The organism is Pseudomonas sp. SWRI92, from assembly GCF_014268685.1.
GTDB lineage: Bacteria > Pseudomonadota > Gammaproteobacteria > Pseudomonadales > Pseudomonadaceae > Aquipseudomonas > Aquipseudomonas marvdashtae.
In genome coordinates, this window is record NZ_JABWQY010000006.1 from 42,961 (window position 1) to 59,659 (window position 16,699).

13 protein-coding genes and 1 pseudogene are annotated in these 16,699 nt (G+C 52.2%); 3 read left to right on the plus strand and 11 right to left on the minus strand.

Going from position 1 to position 16,699, the window contains the following annotated elements:
• Positions 1 to 30 precede the first annotated feature (30 nt).
• Positions 31 to 1,395 (plus strand): ethanolamine permease, encoded by a 1,365-nt coding sequence (eat, locus tag HU762_RS12000; protein ID WP_186636958.1) that lies wholly within the window; start codon positions 31 to 33, stop codon positions 1,393 to 1,395.
• A 118-nt stretch (positions 1,396 to 1,513) separates the two neighbouring features.
• On the plus strand, positions 1,514 to 1,681 hold the full coding sequence (locus HU762_RS12005) for a DUF2897 family protein (protein WP_186636967.1): 168 nt from the start codon (positions 1,514 to 1,516) through the stop codon (positions 1,679 to 1,681).
• 127 nt (positions 1,682 to 1,808) lie between these two features.
• On the opposite strand, the gene HU762_RS12010 is transcribed toward HU762_RS12005, so the two are convergent.
• The 3 genes from HU762_RS12010 to HU762_RS12020 all read right to left on the minus strand — a co-directional run bounded on the left by HU762_RS12010 (position 1,809) and on the right by HU762_RS12020 (position 5,469).
• A complete protein-coding gene (locus tag HU762_RS12010; RefSeq protein ID WP_186636969.1) occupies positions 1,809 to 2,660 on the minus strand; it encodes a DUF1989 domain-containing protein in 852 nt (283 codons plus the stop codon).
• A gap of 17 nt (positions 2,661 to 2,677) precedes the next feature.
• The gene (locus HU762_RS12015) at positions 2,678 to 3,331 is read right to left on the minus strand and encodes a GntR family transcriptional regulator (protein WP_186636971.1); all 654 of its coding nucleotides are present in this window, start codon (positions 3,329 to 3,331) and stop codon (positions 2,678 to 2,680) included.
• A 974-nt stretch (positions 3,332 to 4,305) separates the two neighbouring features.
• A complete protein-coding gene (locus HU762_RS12020) occupies positions 4,306 to 5,469 on the minus strand; it encodes a hypothetical protein (protein WP_186636974.1) in 1,164 nt (387 codons plus the stop codon).
• A 231-nt stretch (positions 5,470 to 5,700) separates the two neighbouring features.
• On the opposite strand from HU762_RS12020, the gene HU762_RS12025 reads away from it, so the two are divergent.
• The gene (locus HU762_RS12025; protein WP_186636977.1) at positions 5,701 to 7,749 is read left to right on the plus strand and encodes an acyltransferase family protein; all 2,049 of its coding nucleotides are present in this window, start codon (positions 5,701 to 5,703) and stop codon (positions 7,747 to 7,749) included.
• A gap of 149 nt (positions 7,750 to 7,898) precedes the next feature.
• On the opposite strand, the pseudogene HU762_RS26730 reads toward HU762_RS12025, so the two are convergent.
• From HU762_RS26730 to HU762_RS12065, 8 genes and pseudogenes are all read right to left on the minus strand, one after another.
• Positions 7,899 to 8,407, minus strand: a pseudogene (locus tag HU762_RS26730) (IS66 family transposase); the annotation flags it as partial.
• A gap of 507 nt (positions 8,408 to 8,914) precedes the next feature.
• Positions 8,915 to 9,250 carry a helix-hairpin-helix domain-containing protein gene (locus tag HU762_RS12035; RefSeq protein WP_186636983.1) on the minus strand — a complete coding sequence of 112 codons (336 nt, stop codon included), beginning with the start codon at positions 9,248 to 9,250 and terminating at the stop codon, positions 8,915 to 8,917.
• A gap of 113 nt (positions 9,251 to 9,363) precedes the next feature.
• Positions 9,364 to 11,358: a nucleoside-diphosphate sugar epimerase/dehydratase gene (locus tag HU762_RS12040; RefSeq protein ID WP_186636986.1), complete on the minus strand. Its 1,995-nt coding sequence runs from the start codon at positions 11,356 to 11,358 to the stop codon at positions 9,364 to 9,366.
• Between the two features lie 108 nt (positions 11,359 to 11,466).
• Positions 11,467 to 12,480, minus strand: coding sequence for a glycosyltransferase family 4 protein (locus HU762_RS12045; protein ID WP_186636989.1), 1,014 nt, complete (start codon positions 12,478 to 12,480; stop codon positions 11,467 to 11,469).
• On the minus strand, positions 12,480 to 13,436 hold the full coding sequence (locus HU762_RS12050; RefSeq protein WP_186636992.1) for an SDR family oxidoreductase: 957 nt from the start codon (positions 13,434 to 13,436) through the stop codon (positions 12,480 to 12,482). Before HU762_RS12050 ends, HU762_RS12045 begins: the two co-directional genes overlap by 1 nt.
• A complete protein-coding gene (locus HU762_RS12055) occupies positions 13,433 to 14,203 on the minus strand; it encodes a glycosyltransferase family 2 protein (protein WP_186636994.1) in 771 nt (256 codons plus the stop codon). Before HU762_RS12055 ends, HU762_RS12050 begins: the two co-directional genes overlap by 4 nt.
• Positions 14,204 to 14,207: 4 nt before the next feature.
• Positions 14,208 to 15,623, minus strand: coding sequence for a mannose-1-phosphate guanylyltransferase/mannose-6-phosphate isomerase (locus HU762_RS12060; protein ID WP_186636995.1), 1,416 nt, complete (start codon positions 15,621 to 15,623; stop codon positions 14,208 to 14,210).
• A 100-nt stretch (positions 15,624 to 15,723) separates the two neighbouring features.
• Positions 15,724 to 16,698, minus strand: a complete 975-nt coding sequence (locus HU762_RS12065) for a GDP-L-fucose synthase (RefSeq protein WP_186636997.1) — start codon at positions 16,696 to 16,698, stop codon at positions 15,724 to 15,726.
• Position 16,699: the final 1 nt, after the last annotated feature.

The following is a 16,699-nucleotide window of genomic DNA, read 5'->3' on the forward strand; positions in this document are numbered from 1 at the left end:
GCTTTTGCTACTTATCGAGGGGAGCCACCGATGAACACACAACTCAAACCCACCCTGGGCACCCTGCACTTATGGGGCATCGCCGTCGGGCTGGTGATTTCCGGGGAATACTTCGGCTGGAGCTACGGCTGGGGCGTGGCCGGGACGCTGGGCTTCCTGGTGACGTCGTTCATGGTCGCGGCCATGTACACCTGTTTCATCTTCAGCTTCACCGAGCTGACCACCGCGATTCCCCATGCCGGCGGGCCGTTCGCCTACAGCCGTCGGGCCTTTGGCGAAAAAGGTGGCTTGATTGCCGGGCTGGCAACCTTGATCGAATTTGTCTTCGCCCCACCAGCGATTGCACTGGCGATCGGCGCCTACTTGAACGTGCAATTCCCGGCGCTCGACCCGAAACACGCCGCCGTCGGTGCCTATATCGTGTTCATGGGCCTGAACATCCTCGGGGTGAAACTGGCGGCGACCTTCGAACTGGTCGTCTGCGTGCTTGCGGTGGCCGAGCTGCTGGTATTCATGGGCGTCGTCGCGCCGGCGTTCAGCTTCAGCAGCTTCGCCCTGAACGGCTGGGCCGGTTCCGACGTGTTCGGCCCGCCGGCCATCGCCGGGATGTTCGCGGCGATCCCCTTCGCGATCTGGTTCTTCCTCGCCATCGAAGGCGCGGCCATGGCCGCCGAAGAAGCCAAGGACCCGAAACGCACGATCCCCAAGGCCTATATCAGCGGCATCCTGACTTTGGTATTCCTGGCCATGGGCGTAATGTTTTTTGCCGGCGGCGTCGGTGATTGGCGCACCCTTTCCAACATCAACGACCCGCTGCCGCAAGCCATGAAAACCGTGGTCGGCGAAAGCTCCGGCTGGTTGCACATGCTGGTGTGGATTGGCCTGTTCGGCCTGGTGGCGAGCTTCCACGGCATCATCCTCGGCTACTCGCGCCAGTTCTTCGCCTTGGCCCGCGCCGGCTACCTGCCCGCCTCCCTCGCCAAACTGTCACGCTTCCAGACCCCGCACCGCGCGATCATCGCCGGCGGCCTGATCGGCATCGCCGCCATCTACAGCGACGGCCTGATCAACCTCGGCGGCATGACCCTGACCGCGGCGATGATCACCATGGCCGTATTCGGCGCCATCGTCATGTACATCATGAGCATGCTCAGCCTGTTCAAGTTGCGCAAAACCGAACCCAACCTCGAGCGCACCTTCCGCGCCCCCGGCTACCCCATCGTGCCGGGCATCGCCCTGGTCCTCGCCGTGGTCTGCCTGGTAGCGATGGCCTGGTTCAACGCCCTGATCGGCCTGATTTTCCTCGGCTTCATGGCAGTCGGTTTCGTATACTTCGTCCTGACCGCCCAGCTGCGCGCAGACGCTCCGGCCGATGCAATGTTGACCGGGCTATAAGGTGAAATCGGCCTAACGGGCGTAGTATGGAACCACTGCGAACAGCCTTCGCTCATAAGTGGTAAGTGCAACGGTTAGCGAATGTTCGACTGACCGTTGCACTCTCAAGGAGAGCCCTATGCCCTGGTATGCCTGGTTAATCCTGATCGTCGCCATCGGCTCGATCGTGGGTGGCTTGATGATGCTGCGCGACACTGCCCACAAGGTGGAACTGACAGAAGAACAGCGCAAACGCGTAGCCGAACGTAACGCGGAAATGGATGCGAAAGAAGCCAAGGACCGCTGACCTGCCTGCTGCGCGGCGCCCTTGTGGCGAGGGGATTTATCCCCGCTGGGCTGCGCAGCAGCCCCAACCCTGCTGACGCGGTGTGTCTGGCTAATCGTGCGTGGGTTATCAGAACCGCCGCCCGCTGTTACTTCTCCCAATCCGCCTTGGCAATATGCAACCCATGCTGCCCCTTGTACGCCGCCCGCTCCGGCTGACTCCAGCCCTGCAGCAATGAATCCTCCAACCGATAAATCTCCACCCCCAGCGGACGACAAACGCTAAGCGGATCCTGCGCATCCGGCCCCCACATCGCCAACGACAAATCTCCGCCAGGGCAAGTCGATAACGCGCAGAGCAAATCAATCTCGGCAAAAAACTCCAGGTAATCGCCCTTCTGCGCCGGGCAAGCCTTCATGAAATACATGTCGTCATGATTCAACCCAGTGCACTGGAAGATATTCAGCACATCGTGCACATCAAACTCAGTCAAACCATGAGGTAACACCGCACGGGTCAGGTTCGAGTGGCAGTGATGATGGAAATCCTCGCCGGTCAGCATCTTGTTCACATACGGATCACACCGCGTCCCCAACAAATCATGCAAACGCCCGCCATGCTCATCGATCCCATAACCGGCCAAACTGTCATCGGTGATCGTCACCAACGGTCGCAGAAATGGCAGGTTCGACCACAGCCGATCATAAGTGCTGACATGCGCGCCCTGAAGCTGCCGCGTACGCGCCGCCCAAAGCCGCTCACGTGGATCGTGAGCATTCCAGACATTGAAGTCCCCCACTTGCGGCCCCACCGGCGTGGTCACGCGGAAGACATGCCCTGCCGGTACATGCCAGGCGCGGCCAGTGCGGATGGGGACCTCGAACTGCTCGATCAGCGTGCGCTTGTCTTGAGCGGTGCGGATGCGGTCGTAGAAGGGTTTGTCCACTTGAAGGGCGGAACCTTTGCTGACCTGGTAGGCGGCTGGGTAGTCTTTGTACATGGCGGCGGGTCCTTTGATCAGTGGGCGTTAGCGGAAGTCAGCAAGTGCAAAAGCAACTGCTCGGAATCGTCGAGATAAAGGCTCATGCCCTCATGGGCCGCAAGCTTGTCGCCTTCGGCCAGCCATTCGTGGATCTGCCGATCACGGGCCAGCCACGGCGCCTGGAAACGCGCCTCATCAGGAGCGGAACAAAACACCAAGCGTAGCTGCGCGACCACATTGGTGAAAAACTCATCGAGCATAGGACTGCGCATCAAGCCAACGACATGCTGATGAAACGCCAAGCCATAGGTACCGACAGCACGCCAGTCCTCACGCTCCCGAGCCAGATCCGCAGCCTCCAAGGCTTCGAGCATTCGGTCGGACTGGTACTCGCTCAGCGGCTTGCTAGTAAGAATGGCCTGTAGCTCCAACGTGCGCCGGACCTTGAACAAATCCCGGACGTCAGCGACGTCCAGCCTGCGGACCATGACCCCTTTGTTTCGAACGTAACGGGTGAGTCCTTCCTGACCCAGACGGTGCAATGCCTCACGGATGGTGTTGCGGGATGCGTTGTACGCGCAGACCAGGTTGTTTTCGATCAGCGCCATGCCCGGGATGAGCCGACCGCCGATGATGTCGGCGCGGAGTTCGAGGGTGATTTGGTCGGCTAGGGAAAGGGGGTTGGTCATGGGGTGGGGCCTTGGATTGCTGAACAATCGGTTGGCGTTAGGTAATCAGTTTTTATGCCAATCTCATAACTATTTATAACGCGCCGTCAAGACTTCGAGTTTCCCTACGCTCGGCCTCTGACAGCCACGCATGGGGAATCTGTCGTTGGCTTTAGCCGTCTCGACCAACCGCTGACGTGTAGCACTGGCCCTAGCGCCTTTGGGCGCATCGCTGAGTCGAGTCAGTCGAGGGGTACTTCACCGCTCGGCTGCTTAAAAACCGTACGTGACAGTCTCCCGTCAGATGACTCTTGGTCGCAAATTCGATGCAGGTGGCAAATACCGATCGCGAACAGCTCCAGGCTTCCCTTCGAACAAAACGCAGATAATGCTCCACTTAACGTATTGAGATTCGGTATTTCGCTCTTCATCCATTTGAACAGACGCGATTGCAACAGGTCCGCCATCGATAGGTGAATTTCTACACCCAAATTTACCGTAGTATTTCGATTCGTCCACAGCGTTGTATCTGCGAGAAAAAAAACTTCAGACCATCAGTTGTGAATCAATGGAACACAAATATTTGATCGTGTTTACCATCCTCCGCATCGCCTTCATCGACGCTCCCGGCATGCACCTGCGAAAGAGCTCGCCCTTGGAGCAACTGAGCGCTCGCACCTTGAAATCATATTCGAGAAAGGTGAAGCAACTCGCGACATCGTGGCGCTCAAATGTATGAATGTAGACAAACTTAAACCTTTCTTCGTTGTTGGTCTGACCCATCACTAATGCGTCGAGTCAGGTTTTCACCTACCACGTTTTAAACGAGATCAAGACCGGTACACTATTTTCTGTCGGCAAAATTCTGCGTCTCAACAAGCTGGCGCTGCACATGGGTTCTATAATCTAAACGCTCGACGCCAGCCTAAGCGCAGAAAGCGTATACCAGCGTAATCATCGGCCATTAAATAGTCGCGATAACCTTCGTACGGGCGCTATGGCGCATCTCGGGCTTGGCCGGTCGGTAATCGGAAGGGCTCTGGCGACCTTGCGCGGACAGCTGCTGCGGCAGTTGAAAAATGATGAATTACATAAGCAAAAGGGGCCGCGAATAACAACCCGACAGGCATGTATATGTACGCAATATTCTCAGAAAACAAGGAGGAAAAACAAATCATGCTGCACATTAAATAGAAATTAATATGGTCCTTTCTCATTACCATGGATACAACGGTAGAAAGAACAAGGAATACCATCAGGGGTACGCCCCCGAAGACAATAATGATATTAGCCAGAGCGAAATCCATATTTCGCGGAGCTTCGCCTGGAAAGAATAGCGCGGCATCTTCCAAGTGAGGCACAGCCAGAGACAGCCGATAACTTAAAGTCCTATCTATTAATCCAAACGCCTCTGTCTGCGTGAGGTCCGGTGCAAGCTCCATAAACATAATGAATGCCACGACAAACAGACTAAGGAGCGGTATAAATACAGCAACCGCTCGTTTGATGCCACTTGATAGCCGATAGACAATTATAATATTTAGATAATATATCGCCAGAATTATCGCTGCCGTTCGTGCGTACGTTTCACTAAGCACGTAAGCGAAGATAACGACGGAGAAAATCCAGGCTAGACGCCTCTTCGCAAGACTACTGAATATAACCGTACTAGCCGCAAGCATTGCAGCTATGTTCGGATTGTAAAAACCTAAGGAGTTTTTGGTTGTATCGCTAGTTATTACATAATAAAATTTGCTTTCGGCAACCCCGAGATCGCCTAACGCAATATTTATCAATAGCCCAATTATGGCGCCAACCCATGCAGCATAAGCCCACTGATCTGTATCTCGGCGCTCGGATCTGCGGATCAAGATTAAGCACACGAGCGTCAATAGAAACAAATGCAGCGGATACTGACTGTTGGTGATCGCCGATAGCAGCGCCGTCACGGGCAAGCCCCAAAGTGTGTCCCTCAGAGATTTGGGGCCCGCGGAAAAGACAATAAGCATTATGATCAAAAATATTACCGCCTGCACTGCAATCCGGATCAGCGGTTTCTCTTCGTTATGGAAGAGTGACGATAGAGAAATGGCCCCTAAAAAAAACATTAGGGCAACCAAGGTGTAGAAAGTTTGTGGAATTCTGAAGGCTAGGCGCATCGTGTCCGTTTCCTGAGTATTGCCGTCTGGAAATGGGCAATCATGCCCTGTACGCGCCTTCGTATCCAGACATTTGGCTGGGGCACTGGCCGGCTGGCCGAGCGATGGGCGAAAACACCGATCATTCCACTCGGTTCAGTCGAAAAGTGTTGCAGGGTCCACACAAGCGAAGCGATTTGGCGTCTTTTGGCCTATAATCCATCCTTTTGAGAAGAGAGGCGGTAGGCAAGAATGGGGGCATTCACAGAGAGTATAAATCAAGAAAAGCATGGCACCAATAACAAAAACTATAGGCCTGACATCGATGGACTCCGAGCGCTAGCTATCTTGTCGGTGATTTTATTCCACGCGTTCCCTTCCGCCTTTCCAGGTGGTTTCATAGGCGTCGATATATTTTTTGTAATCTCCGGCTATCTGATTTCGGCAATCATAATAAAAGGGCTAAAGTCTGACACTTTCAGCTTTACAGACTTCTACGCCCACCGAATAAACAGGATATTTCCTGCACTTTTGATTGTGGTGGTTAGTGTTTATTTGTTTGGATGGGTTTCTCTCCTGCCCGGAGAATTTAAACAGCTTGGCTTGCACACGTCTGCTGGCACTTGGTTTTATGAAAATATCGTACTCTGGAGGGAGTCCGGTTATTTTGATATCTCTTCCGAGCTTAAGCCTTTAATGCATCTTTGGTCGCTTGCGGTAGAGGAGCAATTTTATTTATTCTTTCCGCTAGCTATGTGGATAGCTTGGCGACTAAAGCTCAACTTATTTTTTGTTATTATTATTTTTTCGCTAACTTCCTTCAGTGCAAATATTTTCGGCATTAGATCGGCCCCAATCCATACGTTTTTTATGACTCACACTAGATTATGGGAGCTTCTGATTGGCGCCCTGCTTGCTTACGCCTGTATAAACGACTATAAAATCAACTGGATCTTCAAGGATAGAAATCTAACCAATAGTTTTTCCATAGTCGGCATCGGCCTTATAACTATTTCAGCCATTACGATTAGCGGTAAGTCTGAGTTCCCTGGATGGATCGCATTGGCGCCAGTGTTTGGGACTGCATTGTTAATCGCAGCTGGCGGCGATGCCTGGCTAAACAAAAACATTCTGTCAGCAAAGCTCATGGTGTATGTTGGATTAATTAGCTACCCATTATATCTGTGGCATTGGCCAATACTCGCTTACTACAGAGTCTTAAATCCAGACTCTGATAGTATATTTGCATTGTGGTTTTGCTTGGCCATTAGCATCTTGGCGGCCTGGCTGACCTATAAATTTGTGGAAATTCCACTTAGACTTCATGTTAGCTCAATGGCAAAGCCCGTTGTGCTGCTGGCGGTTATAGCCGTGGTAGGGTGTGCGGGCATTTTAACCTATAGAGTGGATGGTATAAACGGAAGGACTGTTGTAAAAATCAACCCCGTATTCGAAAACAATCCTTCGGGCCAAAGCTACATGCAAAAGGGTTGTGGTTTGGGAGAAGAAGAGTCAAAAAAATTCCCATTTTGCATAAGTGACAAGCGTGGCGACGCTGAGTTTGCGATTTTGGGGGACAGCAAAGCGGCAGCAATGACGGGGGGAATATTCCGATATAATTCGCCGCAAGGCTATTGGGTTGTCCTCGGAGGAAATGGCCCAGACGGAGCACCTGCCCCTATCATAAGTGATCATAAAATCTACGCAAAGTTTCAGCCTCTCGCCAAGACTGCGCTTAATAGACTCGCAAGTGACAATAAAATCAAAGTCGTCGTTATGATTGTAGCAACCAGAAATCTGTTCAATCTACAGACTACTTACTCAATCCAAGATCTTCCCGAAAGTCGCAACTATGAAGTGGCGCGAGAAGGTTTGGAAGGAGCAGTAAGGCTTCTGGAAAAAACAAACAAACGGGTAGTAATCATGGTTGACAATCCGGCGCTAAAGGACCCGAAAAAATGCATTTCTAGAGTTACATCTCTCGATTCAATTAACAGTTTGATGGGATTGGGCCAGTTACCAGAATGCTCGATTCCCTATGATGAGCACTTAGCACAGTCAAAGAAATATAGAGATTTGCTTGATGAAATCGCATTGAAGTTCCCCGATACAGTTAAGATTTTTGATGGGCTTGATTTGCTGTGCGATATGAAAGAGAGATTATGCAAGGCATCCTCCGAGGGGAGGCTTCTCTATAGCTATTCGGATCATGTTTCAAACTTTGCGAGTGAACGTATCGCAATGAAATTGGTTCCATTTGTAGAGAAATTTGCGCGAGAGGCCTCTACGGCTCATCGATAGAAAGAAATTAGCGCCCCTTTGAACGGGCGCCACCAGCGGGCATTTTTCGTCTGGTAAAAGTTACCGCAAGCGAAAAGGATCGCGACATCCTCGCGCTCACGCTTTGGGGAGATAGCCAGTACGCTGGGGCCGGCCACTATTTTCGATCAGTTGGCAGGCTTGTCAGCTATGACCGGTGCAGTTTTACAACCCCGCAACTGTAACCGTTGTGGATGTGTTTGATCGTCCGGGCCTGCTTCGGCACGATATCCAGTTGCGGGTGTCTTTGCCGATAGCATCTTCACTGCAACCGCAGTCACCGGTCAGTTCGTGTTCGCGCAGTTCATAAATGATTTAATACGCGTCAGATCGGCCGATAACTGCGTGCGTTTGCCAAGGCGCGCCGTCGGCGCAACGGCTTCTTCGTCAGGGCCATCAACGAGCGGCATTGGTTCGCTTTCGGGCTCGTTGAACGGTGCCCGTTGCGGCGTATTGGCTTGACAGTCTATTCGGATTTGCGCCCGAACAAGCAGTCTAGCAGCGATCTGATCTGTTCGTTAAGGTCGACGATGTGGGCTTGATAAGCTTGGGCTACTTCTTCTCAGAGGCTGAGTGTCTAAAGCAGCAGTTGCCTGAGCAAAACAGGATCATCAAGAAGATCGTCGGGCGGGGAAACCATGGACCGCATTTTCCGGGTCAGGCAACGTAGCGTGGGGTCAAAACATGATGAGGGCGCTTGCGCCAAGGTCCAAAGCCGTGAAGTAACCAGTTGATTCCTGGACCGTCAGCATGATCGCCTGGAATTGGGGGACATTTTTAAGGCGTTCGGATTCGAGGCGCTTGAGCCAAAGGCAAGAAGCCGTTGCGCTCCGACACAAGATATTCACCCGGTTGCGGGACTTGTTAAGGGAGACGAAAAAACACGGGCGACCACCGCACTTTGATGTCCAGCTCGACCAACGCGGCGAGCAGTCGATGGGTTTTCGGAAGCCCACGGGCCAGGGATAGAGATGCACTTTTTTGACCTTGGCGTCGGATCATCAGGGCTCCGGAGGGAATCGGGAGCACAACATCCGAATCAGATGCTATGAAGTTGTCGCGGTAACAGCTCATGGAACGCTTATATTCTTCAAGACCAACCGCAAAAAGGCCAGTCATCACGACCAGCCTCTCGATTCCCTTTGCCTTAGTTCACTTCCAGCTTGTCACGATTCTTGTCCAGAATTGCCTTGCCAATGCCCTTGACCTCCAGTAATTCCTCCACCGAAGAGAAGGCACCGTTACTCTCACGGTACGCAACAATCGCCTTCGCCTTCGCCTCACCCACCCCGGACAGCTCATGCTGCAGAGTAACGGCATTTGCCACATTGAGATCGACCTTGGCGCTCTGTGGTTTGGCCGCCACATCCATGACCTGCGGCGTAACCGGCGCCTGCGGTTTAACGGCAGGTGCAGCGATAGAAGCAATAGAGGCGCTGGTCAGCAAGGCGATAACCAGAGAGTAAAAATAGCTTGTACGCATAAGTGACGCTCCATGACATCGTTAAGAAAGGAGCAGCTTTCCGAAGCTGCTTTCCAAACTTAGGCGATGATGAGGCACTGTCAAAAGTGTGTACATTACAGCATGTGTAACAACTAGGGATCGAGACGGCGTTGCTGGTAAATCCAGTCGACAATCTCCCCATCCGGGGCGTAACCACTGACGGTATCACGCAGCAACTGACGGACCCGTCCATAATCATCCAGTTCGATGGCTGTCAGCAGCTCCCTCAAACGGGCCTTGAGCACATCCCAAGGCAGATGATCTTCGTTGGCACTCATGATCATAGGGTGCGAGGTGGCGACGACGTTATCACCAATCAGCAATTCTTCGTAAAGCTTTTCACCAGGACGAAGACCCGTGAATTCGACTGAAATATCACCATGGGGGTTCTTTTCGGACCGGATGCTCAAACCAGACAGGTGAATCATCTTCTCGGCAAGCTCGACAATCTTCACCGGCTCTCCCATGTCCAGTACAAACACATCCCCACCCAACCCCATGGAGCCAGCCTGGATAACCAATTGAGCGGCCTCGGGAATAGTCATGAAGTAACGGGTAATTTTCGGATGGGTAACAGTCAGCGGCCCGCCGGCCTTGATCTGTTTATGGAACAGCGGAATAACCGAACCGGACGAGCCTAATACATTGCCGAACCGAACCATGGTGAACCGCGTCTTGTTCACCATGGATACGTTGGCTTTATCGCCGAACAATACTGGCGCCAGTTCACGGCTCAGGGCCTGTAACGTCAACTCCGCAAGCCGCTTGGTGCTGCCCATGACGTTGGTCGGACGCACGGCCTTGTCGGTGGAGATCAATACAAAATTCGATACGCCGGCCTTCAACGCCGCTTGCGCGGTATTCAGCGTGCCGATCACATTGTTCAGCACACCCTCGGCAATATTGTGCTCAACCATCGGGACGTGTTTATAGGCGGCTGCATGATAAACCGTATCGACATGCCAGCTCTTCATCACATCAAGAAGTTTATCCTGGTTCCGCACCGAACCAAGAATCGGTAGCAAGCGGACTGACAAGGATTCACGGGCAATACGTGGCTCAAGCTCGGAAAGGATGCTGTAAAGATTGAATTCGCTATGCTCGAACAAAAGCAATGTGGTCGGTTTCAGCGCCAAGATTTGCCGGCAAAGCTCAGACCCTATCGAGCCGCCCGCTCCGGTGACTAGGACCGAATGACCGGTGATGCAATGCTCAAGCAAATCCCCTTGAGCAGGCACCGGATCACGCCCTAGAAGATCCGCAATATCCACTTCTTGGATGTCATCGACTTTGACTCGCCCGCTGGCCAAATCCATAAACCCTGGCACACTGCGTACGTGCAGAGGGAAGCCCTCAAGCAACGTCAATATCTCACGACGCCGACCTCGAGAAGAGGAAGGAACAGCAAGCAAAATCTCCTGCGCACCGGTGGTATCGATCATCTGCTGGATGTGCTTGGGATTATAGACATGCAGTCCAGCAATCACGCGATCAGCAATACTGCTGTCGTCGTCTATGAACGCCACAGGACGCATCACCCGCCCCATACGTAAGGCCGCCACAAGCTGATTCCCGGCGGCCCCCGCCCCGTAAATAGCCACTCTCGGCAGACCATCATCTCGATTGGCGAAAGGAACATATTGCGCGGTAGTAAACCAGTCCCCCAGAAAGTACTGACGCATCATTAGGCGCAAACCGCCGAGCATGATCATGCTCAACCACCAGTAGTTGAAGATGATCGAACGAGGCACAACAGTCTTATGGTTACTGTACCAAAACACGACCAGGGCAAGCAGCAGGGCTGAAAGGCTCACGGCTTTGCAGATGGTGATCAGCGCGTCATTACCGAAATAACGCATGACGGCTCGATACATGCCAAAGCGGATGAAGATCGGGATGGCTATGACGGGAGCGGATGCGAACAGCCAAAGATGCGTTTCAATCGGACTGGCCACTGCCTCGATACCCAATCGAACGACAAACGCCAGCCAAAGAGCGGCCCACACCAGAACAATATCGGCGGCGACCTGGATTGCGCGCTTGCGATGCCTTGGCAACCCCAGCATGGTTGTTCTTAATCTATCCATATACCCTTCGTCCACCTTCGCCTGCGTCTAAACAAAATTCGTCCTGATGTGCGCAGTTACATCATCGAGCGTTTGAAAATAAATTTAAAAAAAGCGCCCCCACTGAGATTAGATTTTTTCAAGCTCGCCTGCATGAAACTTGACCGCCAGCACCACCAGCGGGACATAAGCCAGCACCAGAGCCACCGCGCCGTCCAAATCCCACAACACAACAAAGCCAGCGACAGGCAGCAACCAAAACAGATTGATCGCAACCACCGCCAAAGTTACAGGAAGGTGGCGACCGTATTGACGCGAAGCAAACTGATAGGCGTGGCTGCGATGAGCCTCATAAACTTTGTCACCTCGCAACAAGCGTCTTATCAACGTTACAGTGGCATCGACAACAAAGACACCGAGCAAAATCAGCCAGACCCAAAGCAGCTTGGGTGAACTCCAAGCTGCCTGCAACGACATCAGACCGAGGATGATGCCGAGAAAACCGCTGCCCGCGTCTCCCATGAAAATCCGTGCGGGAGGAAAATTCCAGTACAGAAAACCCACTACTGCTATTGCCAGTACCAAGGGGGCAGCTATCAAGCCGTCAAAACCCGCCAGCCAGTACAACAGGCAGGCACCAAGGCATGTGCAAATCGCCTCGACACTTGCAATACCGTCGATGCCGTCCATGAAGTTGTAGAGGTTGAGCAGCCAAACTAGGTAAAAAGCGGCAAGAAGATGTCCCAGCCAAGCCAATTCAAGCTTAAAGCCGAAGAATGTAAGGGCCGGTAAGCCCCCCAGCCAGTACAACGCCCATAGAGAAGCAGCAAAGTGCCCGAGCAAACGCCATCGGGCCGCGATATGCCCATGATCGTCAAGAAAACCAAGCATCGCGATGCCCGTGCCAGCTCCCAACATGGCCCACATGGTCCGCCACGGTACAAAATCGGCAATCGCCAATAAGGGCAATGCTAATAGGAAGCTCAGGACAATTGCCACACCGCCACCGCGAGGGGTTGGCACAGTATGTGAGCTGCGGGCGTTGGGAATATCGATGATGCTTCGGGCCAATGCATAACGGCGCAGCAGCCAGGTTGTCAAAAAAGATACGGCTATTATGACTACTAAACCTTGCCAGACCATTATTTGCCCTGTTCCACAAAATGACTGATTGTTTTGGCCAGTCCTTGATCAACACTGACTTCTGGAGACCAGTTCAACAACGAGCGTGTTTTACTGATATCCACCTGAAGCGAACCGCATAGACGCTTTGAAAAATCACCTCGCTTGAACAAGCGTGCAACAAAATCAAGCGCCCAAGGGGGCACTGGAATCAAGCGGGAAGGCTTTTTCAGCATCTGCGAAATTCGAGCTAATAACTGGGTGGTAGATAGATCCTCGCCGTCGCTGACAAGAAAGATCTGATCAGCCGCCGCGGGATGATCCACACACGTCACAATCAAGCTAACAAGATTGTCCAAGGCAACCAGGCTGCGAGCGTTATGAATGGCTCCCAAGGGCAGCGGAACCCCTTTATCAAGCCAACGTATCATGCTGAGGAAGTTCGCTTTGACTCCAGGACCGTAAACCAGAACAGGTCGAATCACGACGACGTCCATCTGTACTTCTTCCGTCAGACCAAACAGCGCCTTCTCGGCTTCCATTTTTGAAACGCCGTAAGGATCAAGTGGATGTGGAATATCATCCGGCTTGTAAGGTTTTCCCAACTCGGTGCCCTCACCATTCACCTTAATCGAACTCAGGAAAACAAATCGCTTTACACCTGAAGCGGCAGCTTGGCGAGCGAGATTCAGCGTCCCTTCGACGTTAACCTTCCTGAACTCGGTCAACGGATCACTTAAAGATTCCCGCATTACATGAACACGCGCGGCGGTGTGGACCACCACATCTATACCTTCGAGCGCTGTCGACCAAGAAGTTCCACCGTCCAGACCCGATACAGAGCAGGTATGAACACCAGGCAATTGTCGTTTATCACGAACAGAGACGCTGACTTCAAACCGCCCATCGCGTTTGATTTTTTCAGCCAGAGCAGCCCCAACAAACCCGGTTCCTCCCGTCACTAGTACGTGAGTCATTTGACGGAACCTTTCGGACGCCGGATATATTCAAACAACTTGAAGGGAATTTTGCTTAGCACCATCAGAAGGTTGGTGTAAACACCATTCCTACGACAAGCTTGAACAATTTCCTTGTTCAGATGGAGACTGCTCCTGACACCTGAAGTACTGACGCCGCCGGCGCGCATACGAACCAATACCTTCTCAAGCCGCGCAAAATTGAATGCATGAACCATTAATAAACGAACAAACATCTCATAATCCGCAGAAATTTTATATTCCAAGGAATATGGGCCTATTTTTCTGTAAGCTTCAGCTCGGACAAATGTTGCCGGATGAGGCGGCATCCAACCAAAACGGAGCTTCCATGGACGAAAATGTCCAGCGCTATAAAAACGGGTCACTGTATTCAGGTCATCAGCGCTTACAAACACAATGTCGCCAAAGACCAGTTGACTCTCTGGAGAGGAGGCGAACGTTTTCACAACAGAGTAAATCACATCATCAGCTTCAAAAAAATCATCAGAATTCAGGATTCCGATCACATCCCCTGTGGCGAGCGCTATACCCTTATTCATTGCATCGTAGATGCCTTTATCGGGTTCACTGACGATTTTTTCAATCCTGTCGGTGTACTCGTTAACGATAGCCAAGGTCGCGTCCTTGGAGGCACCATCCACAACAATGTACTCAATATTTCTATAACTCTGAGACAAGACCGATTCAATAGTGTCACGGATTGTCGCCGCGCTGTTATAGGACACAGTGATAATTGAAATTTTCAAGCCATCATTCCTTTACACGACCATATCTGTCTTCAAAGCGAACAATGTCATCTTCGCCCAGATACGTACCTGACTGCACTTCAATCAACTCTAAAGGAATGACCCCCGGATTTTCCAACGCATGGACCTGGCCGATAGGTATATAGGTCGACTGATTTTCCGTCACCAAATAGGTTTTATCCCCGTTAGTTACTCGCGCCGTTCCACTGACTACTATCCAGTGTTCCGCACGATGATGATGCATCTGCACCGACAGCTTGGCACCTGGATTAACGGTAATGCGTTTGACTTGATAACGCAGGCCATTATCGACCGAGTCGTAAACGCCCCACGGACGATACACTTCACGATGGCTGGCATATTCAGAGCGTTTACAATTCTTCAGCTGCTCAACAATTTTCTTTACGTCATGCACATGGTCCTTACAGGCTACAAGCACCGCATCCTTAGTTTCGACGATCACGAGATTATCAACCCCGATAGTCGCTACAAGCCGATGGGTGGCATGCACATAACTACCGCTCGTGCGGTCGGTAATGACGTCGCCCTTGAATACATTGCCGTCAGCTGTCTTGTCACCCGTATCCCAAAGAGCCGACCATGACCCTACATCACTCCAGCCTGCATCGAGCGGCACCATGACAGCATCAGCGGTGCGCTCCATCACCGCATAGTCAATAGAATTCTCGGGACAGGCAGTAAAAGCCTCAAGATCGACCCTGGTAAAATGCATATCCTGTTGTGCATTCTTAAAAGAAGTCTGGCAGGCACGCAGAATATCCGGTGCAAAACGTTCAAGCTCCTGCAGATAACGACTGGCCTGGAACATGAACATCCCGCTGTTCCAAAAATATTGGCCACTGTCCAGGTACATTTGCGCTGTGGCTGAGTCGGGCTTCTCTACAAATCGGTTGACGACGAACCCACCGCAGCCAAGCGCATCTCCTTTTTCCAGATAGCCAAAACCAACCTCAGGGTGGGTCGGTACGATCGCAAACGTAACCAGCTTACCGGCCTCAGCCAGGACAAACGCATGACGAATACTGCAGTGGAAAGCTTCAACATCCTGAATAAGATGATCCGCGGCCAATACCAGCAGAATCGGATCATCGCCAAGAGCGGTGGCTTGTAACGCCGCCAACGCGATCGCCGGGGCGGTATTCCGTCCTACCGGCTCCAGCAAAATCCGAGCTCGCTCCATGTTCAGCTGGCGTAACTGTTCAGCGGCGAGAAAGCGGTGCTGCTCGTTGCAGATCAGTATCGGCAGATGATGATCAAGCCCTTCCAGACGCGTAATGGTTGCCTGGAGCAATGATTGTTCTGAATCAACCAAAGGCAAAAATTGCTTGGGATTGAGCTGGCGAGACAGCGGCCAGAGGCGAGACCCCGAGCCACCGGCCATAATTACTGGAAGAAACATACAAAATCGTCCTTTGCTGCTGCTATCTATGTGGCTGTTAAGTTCATTAGATTCATAGGCTTATTACAACTATAGCCTGATTAAGCCAGCTCACAGCGCATTAATTCCTCGCTTCCAGCCGATGCTCCACAAACCACCGATAAGCATCGCCCAGCCCTTCCTCTAGATCTACCGTCGCCTGCCATCCCAGCGCACCTAGTCGCGAGACATCCATCAACTTGCGCGGAGAACCATCAGGCTTGCTTGCATCAAAAGACAGCTGCCCCTTAAAGCCGGTGACTTTGGCGATGGTCTGCGCAAGCTCGCGAATCGTACAGTCTTTACCAGTCCCTACGTTAATGTGCGACAGCATCGGTAGGGTATTTGCCTGATAAGTAGCAGCATCAAGCTCCATCACATGTACACAGGCCGCTGCCATATCATCAACATGCAGAAACTCACGCATCGGATCACCGCTGCCCCAAATAACCACTTCGGCCTGATCGGCCTGCACGGCCTCATGGAAGCGGCGAAGCAATGCCGGAATCACATGGCTGTTTTCTGGGTGGAAATTGTCATTAGGCCCGTAAAGATTGGTTGGCATAACACTGCGGTAGTCACGTCCATGTTGGCGATTATAGCTCTCGCACAACTTGATCCCGGCAATCTTGGCGATCGCATAGGGCTCGTTGGTCGGCTCCAAAATCCCTGTCAACAACGCATCTTCCTTCATAGGCTGAGCCGCATGTTTGGGGTAGATGCAGGAAGACCCAAGAAATAACAGCCGCTGAACGTCCGACGCGTGGGCCGCCTGAATCACGTTCGCCTGAATCATCAAGTTGTCGTAGATGAAGTCTGCGGGAAACCTATTGTTAGCGTGAATACCTCCCACTTTGGCCGCCGCCAGATACACTTGATCAACGTGATGCACGGCGAAGTAGGCGCGCACCGCCTGCAGGTCCAGCAGATTCAGCTCATCCCGTCCAGCGCAAAGAATGGAACGATAACCCAGGGCTCGGAGGCGACGCACAATGGCCGAGCCGACCATACCCCGGTGGCCGGCGACAAAAATGTTCTGGTTCAATTCGCGGGACATT

Excerpts from the sequence above, each read along its gene's own strand:
- HU762_RS12025 (WP_186636977.1), top strand. The coding sequence starts at position 5,701 with ATGGGGGCATTCACAGAGAGTATAAATCAAGAAAAGCATGGCACCAAT.
- HU762_RS12065 (WP_186636997.1), bottom strand. The coding sequence starts at position 16,698 with ATGTCCCGCGAATTGAACCAGAACATTTTTGTCGCCGGCCACCGGGGT.
- HU762_RS12010 (WP_186636969.1), bottom strand. The coding sequence starts at position 2,660 with ATGTACAAAGACTACCCAGCCGCCTACCAGGTCAGCAAAGGTTCCGCC.
- HU762_RS12040 (WP_186636986.1), bottom strand. The coding sequence starts at position 11,358 with ATGGATAGATTAAGAACAACCATGCTGGGGTTGCCAAGGCATCGCAAG.
- HU762_RS12035 (WP_186636983.1), bottom strand. The coding sequence starts at position 9,250 with ATGCGTACAAGCTATTTTTACTCTCTGGTTATCGCCTTGCTGACCAGC.
- eat (WP_186636958.1), top strand. The coding sequence starts at position 31 with ATGAACACACAACTCAAACCCACCCTGGGCACCCTGCACTTATGGGGC.
- HU762_RS12045 (WP_186636989.1), bottom strand. The coding sequence starts at position 12,480 with ATGGTCTGGCAAGGTTTAGTAGTCATAATAGCCGTATCTTTTTTGACA.
- HU762_RS12060 (WP_186636995.1), bottom strand. The coding sequence starts at position 15,623 with ATGTTTCTTCCAGTAATTATGGCCGGTGGCTCGGGGTCTCGCCTCTGG.
- HU762_RS12020 (WP_186636974.1), bottom strand. The coding sequence starts at position 5,469 with ATGCGCCTAGCCTTCAGAATTCCACAAACTTTCTACACCTTGGTTGCC.
- HU762_RS12015 (WP_186636971.1), bottom strand. The coding sequence starts at position 3,331 with ATGACCAACCCCCTTTCCCTAGCCGACCAAATCACCCTCGAACTCCGC.
- HU762_RS12050 (WP_186636992.1), bottom strand. The coding sequence starts at position 13,436 with ATGACTCACGTACTAGTGACGGGAGGAACCGGGTTTGTTGGGGCTGCT.
- HU762_RS12005 (WP_186636967.1), top strand. The coding sequence starts at position 1,514 with ATGCCCTGGTATGCCTGGTTAATCCTGATCGTCGCCATCGGCTCGATC.